Source organism: Sphingobacterium sp. MYb382 (genome assembly GCF_037572665.1).
Taxonomy (GTDB): Bacteria; Bacteroidota; Bacteroidia; order Sphingobacteriales; family Sphingobacteriaceae; genus Sphingobacterium.
Genome location: NZ_JBBGZT010000005.1, coordinates 92,354 through 109,751, shown reverse-complemented (window position 1 = coordinate 109,751; position 17,398 = coordinate 92,354). Strand labels below are relative to the sequence as shown.

Annotated in this window: 13 protein-coding genes and 1 pseudogene; 13 read left to right on the top strand and 1 reads right to left on the bottom strand. The window is 39.6% G+C overall.

Going from position 1 to position 17,398, the window contains the following annotated elements; translation table 11 throughout:
• The first annotated feature begins 116 nt into the window (after positions 1–116).
• From WH223_RS00480 to WH223_RS00460, 5 genes are all read left to right on the top strand, one after another.
• Positions 117–3,212, top strand: a complete 3,096-nt coding sequence (locus tag WH223_RS00480) for a SusC/RagA family TonB-linked outer membrane protein (protein WP_340045555.1) — start codon at positions 117–119, stop codon at positions 3,210–3,212.
• Positions 3,213–3,223: 11 nt separating this feature from the next.
• Positions 3,224–4,597, top strand: a complete 1,374-nt coding sequence (locus WH223_RS00475) for a RagB/SusD family nutrient uptake outer membrane protein (protein ID WP_340045554.1) — start codon at positions 3,224–3,226, stop codon at positions 4,595–4,597.
• 6 nt (positions 4,598–4,603) lie between these two features.
• Positions 4,604–6,043, top strand: coding sequence for a CBM96 family carbohydrate-binding protein (locus WH223_RS00470; RefSeq protein ID WP_340045553.1), 1,440 nt, complete (start codon positions 4,604–4,606; stop codon positions 6,041–6,043).
• A gap of 103 nt (positions 6,044–6,146) precedes the next feature.
• Positions 6,147–6,893 (top strand): glycoside hydrolase family 16 protein, encoded by a 747-nt coding sequence (locus WH223_RS00465; RefSeq protein ID WP_340045552.1) that lies wholly within the window; start codon positions 6,147–6,149, stop codon positions 6,891–6,893.
• A 40-nt stretch (positions 6,894–6,933) separates the two neighbouring features.
• Entirely contained in the window at positions 6,934–7,680 is a 747-nt protein-coding gene (locus WH223_RS00460; RefSeq protein WP_340045551.1) for a 6-phosphogluconolactonase, read from the top strand.
• 122 nt (positions 7,681–7,802) lie between these two features.
• Here the strand turns inward: WH223_RS00460 and WH223_RS00455 are convergent, their stop codons facing one another.
• Positions 7,803–9,644, bottom strand: coding sequence for a helix-turn-helix transcriptional regulator (locus tag WH223_RS00455; protein WP_340045550.1), 1,842 nt, complete (start codon positions 9,642–9,644; stop codon positions 7,803–7,805).
• A 228-nt stretch (positions 9,645–9,872) separates the two neighbouring features.
• Between WH223_RS00455 and WH223_RS00450 the strand changes: the two genes are divergently transcribed.
• From WH223_RS00450 to cas6, 8 genes and pseudogenes are all read left to right on the top strand, one after another.
• Positions 9,873–10,196: a DUF4870 domain-containing protein gene (locus WH223_RS00450; RefSeq protein ID WP_340045549.1), complete on the top strand. Its 324-nt coding sequence runs from the start codon at positions 9,873–9,875 to the stop codon at positions 10,194–10,196.
• 320 nt (positions 10,197–10,516) lie between these two features.
• Positions 10,517–10,729 carry a hypothetical protein gene (locus WH223_RS00445; protein ID WP_340045548.1) on the top strand — a complete coding sequence of 71 codons (213 nt, stop codon included), beginning with the start codon at positions 10,517–10,519 and terminating at the stop codon, positions 10,727–10,729.
• A 4-nt stretch (positions 10,730–10,733) separates the two neighbouring features.
• The gene (locus WH223_RS00440) at positions 10,734–11,351 is read left to right on the top strand and encodes a hypothetical protein (protein WP_340045547.1); all 618 of its coding nucleotides are present in this window, start codon (positions 10,734–10,736) and stop codon (positions 11,349–11,351) included.
• Positions 11,352–11,568: 217 nt separating this feature from the next.
• Positions 11,569–12,888: pseudogene (locus WH223_RS00435) on the top strand (amidohydrolase family protein).
• A 311-nt stretch (positions 12,889–13,199) separates the two neighbouring features.
• Entirely contained in the window at positions 13,200–14,303 is a 1,104-nt protein-coding gene (locus WH223_RS00430; RefSeq protein WP_340045546.1) for a WG repeat-containing protein, read from the top strand.
• Positions 14,304–14,431: 128 nt separating this feature from the next.
• On the top strand, positions 14,432–14,902 hold the full coding sequence (locus tag WH223_RS00425) for a hypothetical protein (protein WP_340045545.1): 471 nt from the start codon (positions 14,432–14,434) through the stop codon (positions 14,900–14,902).
• A 209-nt stretch (positions 14,903–15,111) separates the two neighbouring features.
• A complete protein-coding gene (locus WH223_RS00420) occupies positions 15,112–16,164 on the top strand; it encodes a type I restriction endonuclease (RefSeq protein WP_340045544.1) in 1,053 nt (350 codons plus the stop codon).
• A gap of 444 nt (positions 16,165–16,608) precedes the next feature.
• A complete protein-coding gene (gene cas6, locus WH223_RS00415) occupies positions 16,609–17,397 on the top strand; it encodes a CRISPR-associated endoribonuclease Cas6 (protein ID WP_340045543.1) in 789 nt (262 codons plus the stop codon).
• The last annotated feature ends 1 nt before the right edge of the window (position 17,398 follow it).

The window sequence follows — 17,398 nt, the reverse complement described above, 5'->3', positions numbered from 1 at the left end:
ATTATATGTTTTTATTGTTTTTTAAAAATAATTATGCAAATGATTGCATAGTTTTTGTTTTTTTTTATACCTTGGCAATACTAAATAACAGATGATATAAACTTAAAATCTGCATTATGATATTTATTACTAACCACTGTAAAATTAAATGGGGTACCTGTGTATACTCACTTGCATGCTGGCTATTGTGCTTAACCGCCCTAATGCCGAGTGAAGTGTTTGCACAGCAAAAGCGGATAACCGGAAAGGTAATCGACGCAAGTACGCGACAGCCCTTACCGGGAGTGAGTGTAAAACTTACTGGGCAAAATACCGGAGTAAGTACCGACAACCAAGGTGCTTTTGTGCTAAATGAGGTGTCTGTAGGGCAATCGTTAGTTTTTTCTTTTCTAGGCTATACGGGTCAAACCGTGAAGATCGATAATAGGGAAACCTATAATGTCGAGCTGGCTACGCTAGCGACAGAAATTGAAGAAACGGTTGTTGTAGGTTATGGACGCCAAAAGAAGCGAAACCTAACGGGGTCAGTTGTTTCTGTTGGTGCCTCAGAAATTGAGAAAACAACACTTCAAGACCCTGTATCGGTGTTGCAAGGACGGGCAGCAGGGGTACAGGTATCCTCCAATTCAGGAGCGCCAGGAGGAGAGATGACCATCAGAGTACGGGGAAACTCTTCATTAAACTCAGGGAATAATCCTTTGTTTGTGGTCGATGGTATTCCGATTGAGTCGGGTTCTATATCTTCCTTAAATGGTACGGAAGGGTCTGGATTAAATCCGATGGCTGATATAAACCCTGCGGATATTGCTTCTATTGAGATTCTTAAAGATGCCGCTTCAACGGCTATCTATGGGTCGCGAGCAGCAAATGGGGTCGTTATGATTACCACCAAACGCGGGGTAGAGGGAAAGCCAGAAGTACTTTTAAATGCAACTACTGGAGTTAGTTCGTTAACACGTAGATTGAGTGTTTTAAATTCAAAACAGTACCGTGAAGCTGTTTTGGATTCATATCGAGGAATGAGTGTCCCTGAGGAACCTTACTATACCTTGATAGATTCTCTAAATCCGATGAATAACGGCGATGTCGATTGGCAAGATGCTATGATGCGTACAGCACGACAGTCTAAGCTGGATTTGTCGGTACGTGGTGGAAATCAAGGAACAAAATATGCTTGGAGTTCTTCCTATTTAGATCAAGACGGGGTAATTCTAAATTCAAACTACAAGCGTTTCACTTCTCGTCTCAATGTAGATTTCAATATTTCTGACCATGTACGCATAGGGCAGAGTATTTCCTATACCAACGCGGTGAATAACAGAACCAATGCGGCAGGATCAGGAAACCTTAGTATCGTACGTAGCTTATTGGTACGGCCGCCTAATATGTCGATGTACCTACCCGATGGGTCACTAAACGGCTATATGATTGGGCAGCGTAATCCCGTGGGCATGGCTTTATATGCAACCAACTTAAATAAAACCAACCGTATCATCGGTAGTCAATACATCGAGATTGATTTTTATAAAGACCTTAAGTTTAGAAGTAATGTGAATTTAGATTACATCGCCATGAAGGAAGATGAATTTATGCCTTCTATCCTTGACTATAGAGAAGGGTTTAATACGGGAGGTGTACGTACTTCGGGTAACCTGACTTGGGGTAATGAGAGTTATTTTACCTATACTAAGACTATTGGTGAAGAGCATAATTTAGGTGCTGTGGCAGGTATTAGTTTTCAGAAATGGAGATATGATAGAACAGGTCTTGACGGTTCTTATTTTGCTAGTGACGACATCCGTACCTTAAACGGAGCATCTATTATCTCCAATCAAGGCGTTAATGTTGCATCAGAACACGCTATGCTTTCTTATTTCGGAAGGGTTACCTATGACTACATGAGCAAGTACCTATTGGAGTTTAACCTCCGTTCGGATGGTTCTTCTCGCTTTGGTCGTGATAAACGTTTTGGTTTCTTCCCATCAGCCTCTGCTGGATGGCGCTTTATTGAGGAAGACGGAATTAAAGATCTAAGCTGGCTTAGTGATGGTAAACTACGTTTTAGTTTAGGTAGCACTGGTAATGAGGCTATTGGAGACTATACCTCCCGTGGAGAGTTTACGCTCGGCACAAATTATTTAGAATTCTCGGGTGCTGCACCTACGATTATGCCGAATGCGAGCCTTACCTGGGAAACTACCCATCAATACAATTTAGGATTGGAGTTGGGCTTTGTACAGAACAGAATTTTGTTCTCAGCAGATGCCTATCTTAAGAAGACCAAAGATCTACTTTATAATGTGCCTCTTCCGAGCACAACAGGGTTTGACTATGTGACGCGAAATATAGGAACCATCGAAAATCGTGGTCTTGAATTCAGTTTGCAAACACGCAACTTGCAAGGGCCTTTTACATGGAATACGAATATAAATGTCAGCTTAAACCGTAATAAGGTAACGTCCTTACCACAAGATGTATTGACGAACGGTCATATTCAAAATGGTGCTTACCACATCCTTAAAGTTGGGGAACCTATTGGGGTGTTTTATGGATGGCGCTATATGGGCGTTTATTCGCGTGATGAGGATAACGTTAATCGCGTTACGCATGGCGCAAATGGGCCTGTATTTGTTGGAGGTGATCCTATTTGGAAAGACCTAAACGGTGATAATATTATTAATCAAGATGATAGAGAGATTATTGGTTATGCAGAGCCTAAGTATTTTGGGGGTATTTCTAATGACTTTAGCTACAAGAATTTCAGCCTGAATGTGTTTTTTCAATACTCCGTAGGAGGAGAAATATATAATGAGTTGAAGCACCAACGTAATTCTATCGTGCGATACAACAACCTGTCTACGGATGCTTTGAATAGATGGCGTCAGCAGGGTGATGTAACCGATTTTCCAAGGTTAGTTCGTGATGATCCTAAGCAATCGGATAGCCGTGTACAAAGCCGCTGGGTGGAAGATGCTTCTTACATCAAGTTGAAGAATGTAAACCTACGCTACTCTTTCCATTCTGATTGGGTTAAACGTATAGGTCTTCGTAAAGTAGACGCTTTTGTGACAGCTTCAAACTTGATTACCTGGACTAAATATACCGGTTTTGATCCTGATGTGAACTCCTATTCTGGCCTACGTGTCGGATTGGACGAAGGATCATATCCGCAGAGTCGCACGTTTATGTTTGGTTTAACCTTTGGACTATAAATTATTCAATCATGAAAAGATCAATTAAATATATATTCGGAAGTGTTTTAATCTTGTTTGCTTCGGCTTGTTCGGATTCGTTTTTAGATAAAGAACCGATCAGTAACTTCTCTGGGCAGGGTTTTTATAAAAAGCCTAGTGATGCGCAGGCGGGCGTGAATGGGATATACAACAGTATGCAATCGCTCTTTCGCCTTAATTTTGCCTACTGGGGAGAAGGGAGAGCAGATAACGTTTTAACACGTCACTCGGGTGATCCTTTTGCGCTACAGCAAAATGCATTAACACCGATTATCAACTCGGCGCGCTGGGATAACTTCTACACGTTGATATCACGCGCCAACTACGCCATTAAGTATACACCGCAGGTATTTGGGGATGGTGAAAGTGAATTAAAGAAACAGCTTTTAGGGCAGTCACGTGCGCTTCGGGGAATCACTTACTTTTATTTGGTGCGTATTTGGGGACAGGTACCCTTAGTGACGGAGCCGTACGAGAGTGTAGAGCAGGATGTTTTTGTATCTCGAAATACGGAAGCTGAAGTATTAGCACAGGTAGAAGAGGATTTATTGTTTGCCGTAGCAAATGCTGCAAGTAGCTATTCTGGTGCCCGCAATAGGGTATTGGTTACCAAAGGTGTTGCTTATGCCTTCTTAACGCAGTTGTATATGTGGCAAAAGCAGTACGATAAAGCCATCGCTGCAGCAGAGAAGGTGCTTGCCGATGGACAATATTCATTGGTGTCGATGAACGATTGGAACGAGATTTTTGTTAAAGGCCAAAGTACAGAAAGCATTTTTGAAGTCGGTTATAATGAGGTTCAGACGAATGCTTTACGCGCACTATATGCCTTAGGTTCTGATAGCGATTATGTGCCTAGCGCACGCTTTATTGCTTCGATAGAAGTAGGTGACTTACGTAAACCACGGATCTACGACATTACAGAAGTGCAGCCTCGTAAAATTTGGAAGTTCTTCGGACAAGGTTTTAAGGATGAAAGTCCGGATCCATCGTCCAACAATATTGTTTTGACACGATTGGCAGATATTATTTTGTTGAAAGCCGAAGCCCATGCGCGTCTAAACCAGCCTACAGAGGCCCTAGAGTTACTGAACCGTATTCGTCGTCGTGCAGGAATTGCTGTGCTTGATGAAGCGGCAGCCAATAATTTGTATGGAACACTTGTCGCAACAGTACTCCATGAACGCTCCATCGAGCTTTGCTTTGAAGGACACCGCTGGTTTGACCTTGTACGTAGCGGCACAGCTATCGCTACTATGAAACCGATAAACGGCTTGAGCAGTGAGGACAACCTCGTATGGCCATTGCACGAAAGTGCAACCCTAAGAAATCTGAATCTGAAACAAAATGAATTTTATAAGTAAAATCTTATGAGAAAGATAAAATATACAATTACGAGTTCCTTATTAGGAATTGGTATGTTGCTCTCGGTGGTTAGTTGCGAAATTCAAGATAGTTTTACCTACGACTATGCACCAGATAACGCTAAGTTGAACATGTCGGCTTTGTCTTATATTAAAGGCAACGATTCGCTTTCACTTTTTAGTGAGGCTATTCAGCGTACACAACTTGAGTCTATGTATGAAACAGGGACGGGGTCTACTTTCATCGTTCCTAATAACCAGGCCTTTCGCAGTTATTTCAAGGATAACGGCTATGCTTCAATTGGTGCCATTCCTGTACCGATTTTGAAAAACATGTTGCGCTACCATATTGTGAAAAGCGTTGTGAATTTCAATGACCCTGCATTGGCACCAAGTAATAGGCCTATAGCTTATGAAACGGAAAATGGCCAAACGATGTATCTGTCGCATACGAGCACCTACGTAGGTCTGATTAATGAGGGAACGAACAGGCAATGGCAAATTCGTACCTCCAACTTAGTGCCTGATAATGGTGTTATTCATGTGGTAAATGCTGTCGTGTATTACTCGGCACCAACGGGCGATGTAAATGTGAATCCAAATTTGGTGCAGGATACCATATTTGCGAAGCAGGATGCTTTTGTTAACGGCGGAACAGAGTCTGCTAAAAACTTCGGACTAGATCCACTCTTGAAAATTAAGAACGTGTCGAATAACGGTGATTATGACCGTAAGGCATTTTTAATGTTTGATTTCGCAGACTTCAAAAAAGAAGGTGTAGTGACGGATCTTAAGCTGCAATTGGCTGTTTCTTTTACGGCAGCAAAGGGCGTCGATCTTAATCTGTTTGAGACACCTAGTACCTCTTGGAGTGAAGCGGCGCTGAACTTTAACAATGCTGTTTTTCCGACGACGCCACGTATTGCTTTTATAAAAACAACGAAGATAAGCACGTTTAGATTTGACCTTACAGATTACTATAAAGAGAAGAAACCTACAGGACTGAAGTCTTACATGCTCGATGGGCAGCCAGGATCGGACGAGACGGATGAAATAGCCTCTAGACAGCATCCTACTTTGGCTCCGCCGATGCTTATCGCAACTTTAGCGAGTGGCGATTCAGAGCTCACCTTGGAAGGACAAAAGGATTTTGAGGTAGCTAATGGAGGCATCTACGTGCTATCTAAGGAAAACCTTAGTGTGGGAGGGGCGTCTGCTGGCGATATCATCTACACCATTGAAGACTTGCCTACGTTTGGCTGGTTGGTGAAAGGTGCCGAAGTATTGAAGAAAGGAAGCCGATTTACGCAGCTTGATTTAGATCTAAAGAATATGGTATTCATCCATAATGGTCAAAATCTAGGCGTGAACACTTTAAAATTAACGGCTAGAGATAAGGCTGGCGCCGTATTAGAGAATATAAAACTTAATGTACAGGCTAAGTAGTCAACCTACCGAAAGGGGGCATCAGATGGTCCGTTCAACCTGACGATGCTCCTTTTAATAAGGAGGAGGATTACTATTGCATGAATTATAAAGATATAGGCTGATGAGAAAGTTCAATTTGGGAGTGCTGATTGGTGCCATGCTGTTGTTATTTTTAAACTGTAGCAGCAGTAAAGATTCCGATATAGAAGTGCCTGCTGTTCCGACAGATCGTGTCATTCAGTTTTCAGGCATGGATTGGATTGTTCGCACCACACGTGGTAAAAAGGAAGGCCCTGGGCCTAATATGTTTTCCGATACGGACAATAGTGTTTGGGTAGATCCACAAGGACGTTTACATCTTAAAATTCGTCAAGAAGGAGGCAATTGGTATTGCGCAGGTGTTATTGCACAAAAGTCTATGGGCTATGGGAAGTACGTTTTTTACATCAACTCAGATGTCAGTAAGCTGGATCAGAATGTTGTAGCTGGACTTTTTACCTACCTGAATGATGAGGAAGAAATCGATATTGAGTTTTCGAAATGGTCGAGTCCGAGCAATCAAAATGCCCAGTTTGCCTCGCAACCCTCGGAGGTTGTTGGTAATAAACAACGCTTTGATATAGCGCCTAATAGTGGGCCTACAACTCATTATTTTCATTGGCAGACTGATCAGATTCTTTTCAAAAGTAGTTACAAAGATGATAAAGGAGCCGATAAGACCATTCATGAATGGGCATACAAAGGGAAACATGTACCTACAGCCAAGACTGAAAAGTTGCGTATGAATTTATGGTTGTTTAAGGGGCAGATGCCTTCCGATTTGAAGGAACAAGAGATTGTTATTGACAGTGTACGTTTCATTAAGTAACCATAGTAGGGTTGCTTTTATTAAATAGTAATTATTAAATATGCTTTTAGAAGAATTAAACATTGACGTGTCCGAGACTGCTCAGGAGACAGGGGAACATGCTGGACGCGCCATTGAGTCCACATTGGTTGAATTGCAAAAGGTGAAGTCGGAAATCAGGGTTATTTTTGCCGCGGCGCCATCTCAAGATTATACGCTCGATTATTTAGCTAACTCCGCTAAAATTGACTGGTCAAAGGTTGTCGCCTTTAATATGGATGAATATATAGGACTTGCTGATGGTGCCGAGCAGCTATTTTCTAATTATTTGGAAAATCGCTTGTTTAGCAAAATAAAGCCTAAAGCAAAGTACTTTATTAACCCGACGAATCCAGTAGCGGAAGAGGTAAAGCGCATAGCGCAATTGATTGAAGAGCAGCCGATAGATGTGGTATGTTTAGGTATCGGACAAAATGGGCATATTGCCTTTAATGACCCTCCAGTAGCTGATTTTGAAGATGAATATACCATTAAAGAAGTTGAATTGGATGATGTCTGTCGTATGCAACAGGTGCTTGATAAATGTTTTGAGACCATAGAGGAGGTCCCTAAGCAGGCCTTGACATTAACGATACCTACCATTTTTAAGGGAGAGCGTTTGTTCTGTGTTGTGGTTGGCGAGCATAAGCGAGAAGCTGTTAAGCATACAATGAACTCCGCAATATCTACTACATGGCCATCGACAATTTTGCGTAAGCATAAGAGTTGTTACTTTTTCTTTGATAGGAAAGCCTATCCAGGAACATAATCGAATTTATTAATACCCATAATACCATTAAAACAGCTGAAGCACCCCGCTTCGGCTGTTTTTTTATCTATTAATTTAAACTTATAGGTTGGTCATAGCTATTATGTTTCTAACAGCAAAGCTTATCCTATTTGTTTTAGATAATTGACTAAATCGGTATCTAAGCCGAGATTAAACTTCTGTTTCAGCCTATACTTAGCCATGCGCACACTTTTGGGCTCTACGTGTAGCAACTGTGCTATCCGCTTAGTATCCATGCCTAAATAGAGGTAAGCACAATATTTAAGGTCGAGCGCCGTGAGCCTATGTTTTGCATTGTCTCCTAAAGTTTTGAAGAAATTGGGATGTATTTCTTGAATACTAAACTTTACTTTCTCGAAGTCACTATTCATAATAGATTCTTCGCGGATTATCTGTTGGATATTTACGGATTCGCCTTTAGCTTGTTTTTCTTGCATGTGTAGGAGAACCTCATTTTTATGCTGTAGCTGTAGCTGATTGGCCATTACTTCATCATTTAGCTTCTGCTGCTGTAACGTTAACAATTCTTGTTCCGCTTTAAGTCTTGCTTGTTCTTGTTGCTCGTACTTTATCTGCATAGCAGTTTCATTTTTTTCTGCCGTCAGCTGTTTCTCTCTGGCTATAGCATATTTGAGGTTGTAGTGATAGGAGCGGAACATGAAAAAGGCACTTACCGAACCGATGCCTAACAAAGCGAGGAGTAGATAGTTTTGTCTTTTGCGGGCCGCTGCATGCTCCTGAAGAGCGATGATTTCCTGTTCTTTCTTGCTGAATTCGAACTGCGCTTCGAGTCTTTTTGTGGCGGAAGCCGACTCTTGGTCAAAGAGCATATTACTATAGTGAGTCACTTTCTGCTGGTAGGCTAGGGCATTTTTATAATCGCCTTTTTTGGTATGGAGGCTCACTAAGGAGTTAAGCACGTTTATGAGTGTATGGTAATACGGGTTTTTCTTTCGAGAAAGTAGGTTGTAGGCCTTGGTAAGGTACCCGTCGGCGGTAGTAAGGTCATTCTCCGACATGCTGAGCTCACTGAGTATACCATAGGCGCTCGCAATAATCGCATCATTGCCCTCAGGGACCACCTGCAATGCTTCGCTGATGGTCGTGCGTATTTTCTGTTTTAGCTGTGGATCGCTATAGTCGTAGTACTTTAAGTAGTAGCTAGCTTTGTTATTGAGGCAATTAGCATAGGTGTTTTTCATGACTTGCCCTGGATACTGTTTGTAAAGGCTGATGGCATCGTCTAGCGGTTGCATGATGCTATCGAGGTATTTCTTTTCATGAGTGGCCTCATAGCGGAAAGAATAGGTGACCGATAGGGCCGAATAGCTATTTGCTAGTAAATTTTTATTGCCCGATTTCAGAGCATATAAAAGGGCATTTTGGATATATCGCATCGACTTTTGTTCGTCGTTCCACTCCGTATATATGCCATAGAGTTGGTAATATAGCTTACAGACAAGTTCCGGTTCGGCTTCTTTATTGGGAATGTTATCCAGTGCTTGTTGCATGGATTTTAGGGTGTTTTCCGTGTTGAAAAGCGCAATTTGAAGAACGCCAGAAGCATAATGAGCATAAGCTAAGGCTAAGGAGTTATCCTGCTTCTCCGCAGACTTATATGCTTTGTCTATATATTCTTTCGACTGCTCGTAATTTTCGGTATTGGTATAGATATTTGATAAAATAGCGTAAGCCTTGGTTACGGCGAGGTTATTTTCCGAAATTTTTAATGCTGCCTTGAGGCTTATTTCCGCGAGTTCAATAGCCGCTGTTTCTTGTTCATCGCTGCGGTACCATTCTGCAAGTTGCTGCTGTAAGGTAATAGTTTTTTCCGGCTCTTTACTATTATTTAATAAGGTATGAAGGCTGTCAACATAGCGCTGTTGTGCCCATCCTCCAGTGCAAAAACTTAAGCCTATCAGTATACCTATTAATCTCAGCATTCCACAAATGTACAAAAGTCGTAAGCGGTATTGTATACAATGAGCTCAAAAAAGCATCTTTTTGATGTTTGTCAATTAATTAATTTTTAGATGCTTAGGTGTTTTTGTAGACGTTCTGTAGTCGCTTTGATTTGTCATTGTAGTTGTTCTGACGTATCGGTAAAGTTGTATTACTCTGCTGTTGAAAATACTTTTGCGGTATAAAATTTCACTTAATTTAAATTTAAAATGGACAACAAAACATTAGCTATCGTATCTTACATCACCCTTATCGGATGGTTAGTTTCTTATTTCAATGGTAAAGAAAAAGCCAATGGTCTATTGAAATACCATTTAAGACAGTCACTAGGTCTTTTGATTGTTAGCATTATCATCAATGTATTATTAAACATCGTAGTTGTGATTCTACCAAGTTTATCTGTTTTAATGTATGTAAGTGTCTTGTTTTTTGTACTGTTAATCATCGGCATCATTAATGCAGCGAATGAGGTTGAGAAACCTTTGCCTATCATTGGTAAAATGTTTGAAGGCAAATTTGCATTTATAGGCTAATTGGGTTTGCCTTCGTTTGGACAATAGCGCAATGTCGGTATATCTGGAAGACGGAAAAAATGTTAACGTATGAAATTAATATGCACTACAAATATCTCTTTCATGACGGGAGTGGCTACAAGATAAGGAATATGTTTTCGTTTATTCACTTCTCTATTTTTGTATGGTTTCTCATCGGTATATTGTTGTTTTTCTACAGCGAAAATACTATGACTGGGCTATGCTTCATCGTTTCGACATTTGCTTTTATTCTTATGCTGCTAAGGCCGTCCAAAACTAAGATTCTACCCCATGAAAAAATATTCAGAATCAGTGCAGGTGTGTGGAGGAAAGAACCACATCAGTATCGATTTTCGGATTTTGAAGGTTTTGATGTGGAAACCATGTGTTATATCGGTATTCCGGTAAACTCAGTACTCTTCGGACGATTTATTTCTAATGGAAAAAGAAAACGCTATTTCTTGGCCCAGTCGTTTAAGAAAGCAAAAATGCAGGGACTGGCTCAGGAATTAGATGAACTAATCAATAATTAAGTAAATGAAACAGATGGTCACAAAATTTTCAATCAGAAATACACGCACAGTAAGAAATTTATCCTTCTTTTTACTATTTACGTTATGCTTTTCAGTACTGTCCTGTGGGCAATTGGGAAGCAATTATCCCGATGAGGTGTTTAATAAAGTAATGCTGAATGGGAACAAAATTCCGATGGGCTTTAAGGAGCATTTTACGGAAATAAGAGGGCAACTAAATGCAGGAAGCCTTGTTATTGTTACTAAGGAAAGAAAGGTTAAGAAGGTGAATGCTACGGAATATGTAGCAAATCATTATATCCATATGTTTGATAAGGATATTAAGGCTATTCAAGAGCTGGATGTCAATGCTGAAACGAAACCGATATTGGCTGCGGCTTTGGAGATGTTCCTATATGCTGATGAAATTTACAAGACGGATTTTCCACGCATTGCCAAAATGATTGACGATGGTAGGTCGGATGAGGAAATCGATGAGGCTATTGCTGAGCTTGATGAAACTAAAGGTCCAATAGTGGACGAAAAGTATACTATCGTATATGATCTGACGATACCTTATGCTGATAAGCACGGTGTTGAATACGAATTAATAGAAATGCCAAAACCGGTGAATTACAAGTAAAAGGCAGGACCTTTTTTGTGGAAAATTTCATAGGTAATGGAGAGATAAAATTCGAATATGGAAGTAGTTTTGGTTTATAGTTTTAGTTAAAAACGGATTAGTATTAGTCGTTTTTTGGATTTTAGATAAACTTTATTAAGTTTGAGTTTTATTCTAGTAACCATTTTAATTTAACTTCATTTTTTAAAAAATTAGTAAATAAAATAACCTTTATTCTATGAGAGCTATTTTTTCACCACTATTCTTATTCTTTTCGTTGGCTACCTTTGCACAGAAAAGTACCCTTATTAATAATGTGCAAATATTTAATGGTAAGGATGATAAGGTTATTAAAGGGAACGTTTTAATCGTAGACAACTTGATTAAAACGATATCTACACAACCAATTGCGACCAATAGAAGCGCTGATACCCGGATTATTGATGGGGGAGGTAAGTTTTTAATGCCTGGTCTTATTGATGCCCATTCTCATGTCATGATGGAGTCTATTCCTATGGCCACAATCATGGGGTCTGATATGGGGTATATCAATCTGTTCGCTGCCCATGCTGCAGAGAAACAACTGCTGAGAGGTTTTACGACGGTTCGTGATTTGGGTGGTGCTTCCTTAAGTTTACAGCGTGCTATTGACGGAAATTTGGCTATAGGACCTAGAATTTATTCAAGCGGAGCTACAATTTCTCAAACTGGTGGACATGGAGACTTTGGTCTTCCAACAGATATTCCAAGAGATGGTACACTTTCTTATTATGAAAGAGGAGGCATGACTATCGTGGCTGATGGAGCCGATAAAGTGTTGATGCGTACTCGAGAGCAGTTGCGTAATGGCGCAACACAAATTAAGCTGATGGCCGGAGGTGGTGTTGCATCAAACTATGATCCGCTAGATGTAGCGCAGTATACAGAAGCGTAATTTAACGCGGCCGTAAGTGCCGCCGAGAATTGGGGTACCTATGTAACCGTGCATGCTTACACGCCAAAAGCGATAAGAGAAGCTATTAAAGGTGGTGTTAAATGTATTGAGCATGGTCAGTTGGTTGATGAGGCCACCGTAAAACTAATGGCCGACAATAGTATCTGGTGGTGTATGCAACCCTTCCTTGATGATGAAGATGCGATTCCGTTTCCTGAAGGTTCAATTAATCGACAAAAGCAACTTACGATGACTCATGGTACAGATAATGCTTATAAGTTGGCTAAGAAATATAATGTTAAGCTCGCTTGGGGTACAGACTGTTTGTTTGATGAAAAGCTTGCTTCACGACAAGGGGCGCAGCTTGCTAAGATGACGAGATGGTTTACGCCATTTGAGGTATTAAAAATGGCGACAGCCACCAATGCGGAACTACTGAAGTTAAGTGGTCCGCGTAATCCTTATCCACATGATTTAGGAATTATTCAAGAAGGAGCTTATGCAGACTTACTTTTGGTTGATGGTAATCCGATAGATAATATAAAATTGGTTGAAAATCCAGAGCTTAATTTTAAGCTGATTATGAAAGATGGTGTAATCTATAAAAACACGCTAGCGAATTAATACACTCTTTTTATAGTAGCCAGACAAGCATAGCAGATACCTTTGAGAAAGATGAATAGGTGTTTTTTATGGTTTGCTCAGCTATAAGGTGCATGCGTAGCGATTACTGTTGTTAAGCCCTGTTGGGCAAATGAAAATCCCCCTAGCCATTAGGGGGATTTTTTTTAGGTACTGGATTTACTTTTTTAGATAAATGAGGAATTTCGGTCTTATAGTTGTATTTTGATTCGTAGCATACGGCAATAAGGAAGCTTACGCGCATACGTTATGAAGCTAAAAAATGTTTTATTAGTACTATAAATATCCTAAAAATGAACTTGAAAGTATACTTATTGATGTTTCTTACGACGATTTTGAGCTTTACGTCTTTTGGGCAAACTGAGGATTCTTGGCGGTTATTTTGGAATAATGACACCACATTAATAGGTTACAAAGACAAAAGTGGGCTTGTGAAAATCGCGCCCAAATTTAGCGGCTTTACAACAGCAAACAGGTTTGACCATATCATAGCGGCAACGGAAGAGCATAACGGCATTTGGAGTAGCTATTACCTGACGAAGCATGGTCGAATGGTGGGCAGTGATAGCTTATACATTTTTGACAATGGCGCAGATTGCGAAAGTGAGGGTTTTATCCGTTTTAGGGATGCGAAGACAGATAAAGTTGGTCTCTTTAATAGGAATGGTGAAATTGCTATTCCCGCTGTTTATAGTGCTTTAACGAATGTAAGAAATGGAATGATTGCCGGTCTTAAGGATGCTAAAAAGGAATATTGGTCTGATCATAACGAGGATGGCTGTAATCATTATAGCTGGGTAGGTGGGCAAGAGGTTTTGATAGATACCTTAAACAACCTGCTCGTGGCAGATTTTTCCTACGATAATCCCCTCGATTTTTTCTCTATTGAGAAAACTAATGCGCCGAATCCTGATAAGATGAGGAAGTCTTTCTTAGCAAATGACGGCCTTTATTACGCTTTCGTAGACTTTGAGAAGGAATTTAAACAGTGGATTACAAGGATTGTAGCAGATAATCTCACTCTAGAAAAGCTTAATGATATTTCTTATGATACCATCACGTGGGAATCCAAAGAGGGCTGGGCTAAAACCAATAAAGAGAAGCTTATAAAAGATAACTTTGCGCTATTGAAAAATGGTCTTGCAGAGATCCTACTGCCAAATACTGATTATTTTATTTCTAGCGATGGACTTAACCCGTTTATGTATGATGGGCCGGAATTTGAGCAGTATTTCAATAATTGTGGCGAAGCCAAAGATTGGAAATATCCGACAATGTCAATTGTTGTTTCTCATCGGGTTAAAAAGGATTTTACACAAAACCATTATGAGTTTCTACGAACAGATCAAGGGTATAAACTTATCAGTTTGACGATTAGAAATGCAAAAATAAAATAGTCCCTAAAGTGGGCTATATGTCTTGAATTTATCTCTTCACGGATAAAGCCTCCTATTTTAGAATATTTTCTTTATTTTTAGGTTTACTTAAATTATAGTACTAATTATTAACTTAAAATCCTGCCGATATGAAATTTACGGTTATCCTGTCCTTCTATTTTCTAGTTTTTGGAACCGCGTTCGCAAAAGAACAAAATGCTACGCAACGCTTGGATTTGGAAAGCCGTATGGAGCTACAGGAGTATAAAGTAGAAGCGAAGCTTCGTGAGTTAGATTTGAAAGAGGACAACCTGGAGCTTAGTAAGCAGAATGTAGCCGATATTATTAGTTTTCATAAAGAAGGAGTAGAGGATTTCCACCGTACGCTGAACTACCTCTTGGTGGTGATGGGAATTATCGTCGCTATTGTTACCGCCGTTGCGGGTTACGTATTACAGCAATACAACAAAAGGAAATCTATGGAGCTCAAGAAGGATATTGATGCTTTGCGGATATCTATGCAGCAGAGTGTCGATGCGATAACGGAAGAGACAAATCGTGAGCTGGATTTAATTCGTAGCGAAGCTAAACGACAGTTGGAACAGCTGAAACGGGATTAAAACCACTCGATTTTTTTTAATACACTATATTAAAAAATCTACAGCTTTAATAGCTTCCACAAGAAGCTTCATAGAGCTAGTCAGTTACTGTATATGCTGTTTTAATGGTTGATTACGGTTAACCGCAATAGAAGGGGGCTGTGTTTCAGTATTTTCGATGTACAATAATGTACAATCATCGATTTTGAAACTAACAACTTACAATAGCCATGGATTTTAAAGATGAAATTCGCCAGTTTGCCAAGCGCGTAGATAGCATGTTACCGCAAATTAAGACCGAGGAAGCTACTAAAACTTCCCTTATTTTACCTTTCTTAAGGATTTTAGGATATGACGTATTCGATCCTTTTGAAGTGCAACCCGAGTTTATAGCTGATATCGGTATTAAGAAAGGGGAGAAGGTGGATTATGCTATCTTAAAAGACGAAAAGCCTATGATTTTGATTGAGTGTAAGCATTATGCTGATGGACTTGATCCACATAATTCACAGCTATTTCGTTATTTCCACACCACGGAAGCTAAATTTAGCTTGCTAACGAATGGATTAGAATACCGATTCTACACCGATTTGGTTACCCCTAATAAAATGGATGAAAAGCCATTCTTTGAATTTAAGATAACGGACATCAAGGATAATGAGCTTGTGGAGCTACGTAAGTTTCATAAGACCGTTTTTGACCTCGATAATATTGCAAGTACGGCAAGCGATCTTAAGTTTTTTAATGAGTTGAGCACGTTAATCACAGGAGAGATGCAGAACCCAGAGGACGAGTTCGTTCGCTATTTTGCGAAAAAAGTATACAATGGTGCTGTCACGGTTAAGGTATTAGAACAGTTTACTCCTTTAGTAAAGCGTGTTTTTACGAAGATTGTCAATGATGAGATTGCGGAACGTCTTAAAAGTGCGTTGAAAAAGGAAACAGAGAACGAAGCCCAAAATGAAGTTCCGAAAATAGATGCTGACCCGCTAATTGTGACCACAGAAGAAGAGATAGATGGATATTTAATTGTAAAATCTATTCTTCGTAAAGATATTGATGTTGGAAGAGTTTGCATGCGCGATAATCAATCCTACTGTGGCATCTTGCTCGATGATAACAACAGAAAACCTATCTGCCGCTTTTACTTCACTCCGAATAAGTTGCGTATCGGTTTGTTCGATAAGGACAAAAAAGAAACAAAACACGATATTCTACAGCTCGATGATATTTATAACTTTTCTGATGAACTACTTCAGACTGTTAATAATTACTCTTTGTAGCTAAGAACAGGTTAAGCGAACGCACTGCGTTCGCTTTTTAATGAATTTCTTGTATTAATCGGCTGGAATTGAAAAGTTTTTCTAATTCTTCCTATTATTTGTTTTGCTGTGTAGGTACGAAGTCGAAATCATATTGTCAATAATGTAATGTTTAACGGTATCTGCTATTCTATACGATAGCATTTAAGTTTATAGAATGGAGGTCTATTGGGAGATTTTGAATTTTATATTTTGTGTAAATATTTGTTAATCAGGCTTTAGTGTTACATTGTTTTTTCTTTCTCTTTTATTTTTATTGGTTGCTTTATGTAGAAAAAGTGGAAGAAAGTAATAAGGATAGCGTTTAATCATTAATTAGGTGAAAGAGAAAATATGTGTTTACGGCATACCGTAATATTGTCTAGTTTTTATTGTTTAATATTATATATTAATTATTAACGAGCAATGAGATTTAGAATAACCTTATCTGCAGATGTAGGCATACGTTTGGCAATTCCAATCAATTATCAGTATCCATTGTCATCCGCTATTTATCGTATTATCGCAAAAGGCGATCGTCAGTATGCTGATTTTCTTCATGAAAAAGGTTATGGAAAAGGTTTTAAGTTTTTTACTTTTTCAGATATAAACTGTCCTTTTAAAATTGATGGTGATCGTTTGCTTTTGCAGCAGAATGAGTTATCTTTTGTCGTCGCCTTTCACTTGCCAGAAGCAGTTCAGCATTTTGTACAAGGTCTTTTTGCTTCTGAAAATATAGTGATTGCCGATAAAAAGTCTAAGGTTAGTTTTAGAGTGAAAGCTATTGAAGCCTTATCTAATCTTTTAGTTACCTATGCTGAAAGTGAGATTTTAGCTAGAACCTTTGCCCCGCTATCACCGCTGGTGACGGGCTTAAAGAATGAAGCTGGAAATTATGATTATCTATCTCCACAGGATGCGGATTTTGTTTCATCGTTTATATACAATTGGCGTGAAAAGATTAAAGCTTCTTATGACGACGCAACAGCCCAATCGGCCTTTCTATTTGCGACAGTTACGTATAATAGGCTTCCGCCGAAATCACGGTTAATTACCATTAAAGCCGATACACCAGAAGAAACGAAAATCCGAGGCTTTGTTAATTTTAAGTTGGAGGTGAAGGCTGAACGTCGGTTTATAGAGCTGTTGCTCGATACTGGGGCGGGCCTGTACACTGGGCAAGGGATGGGATGCCTTGGAATTGTTGAAGAGTAAT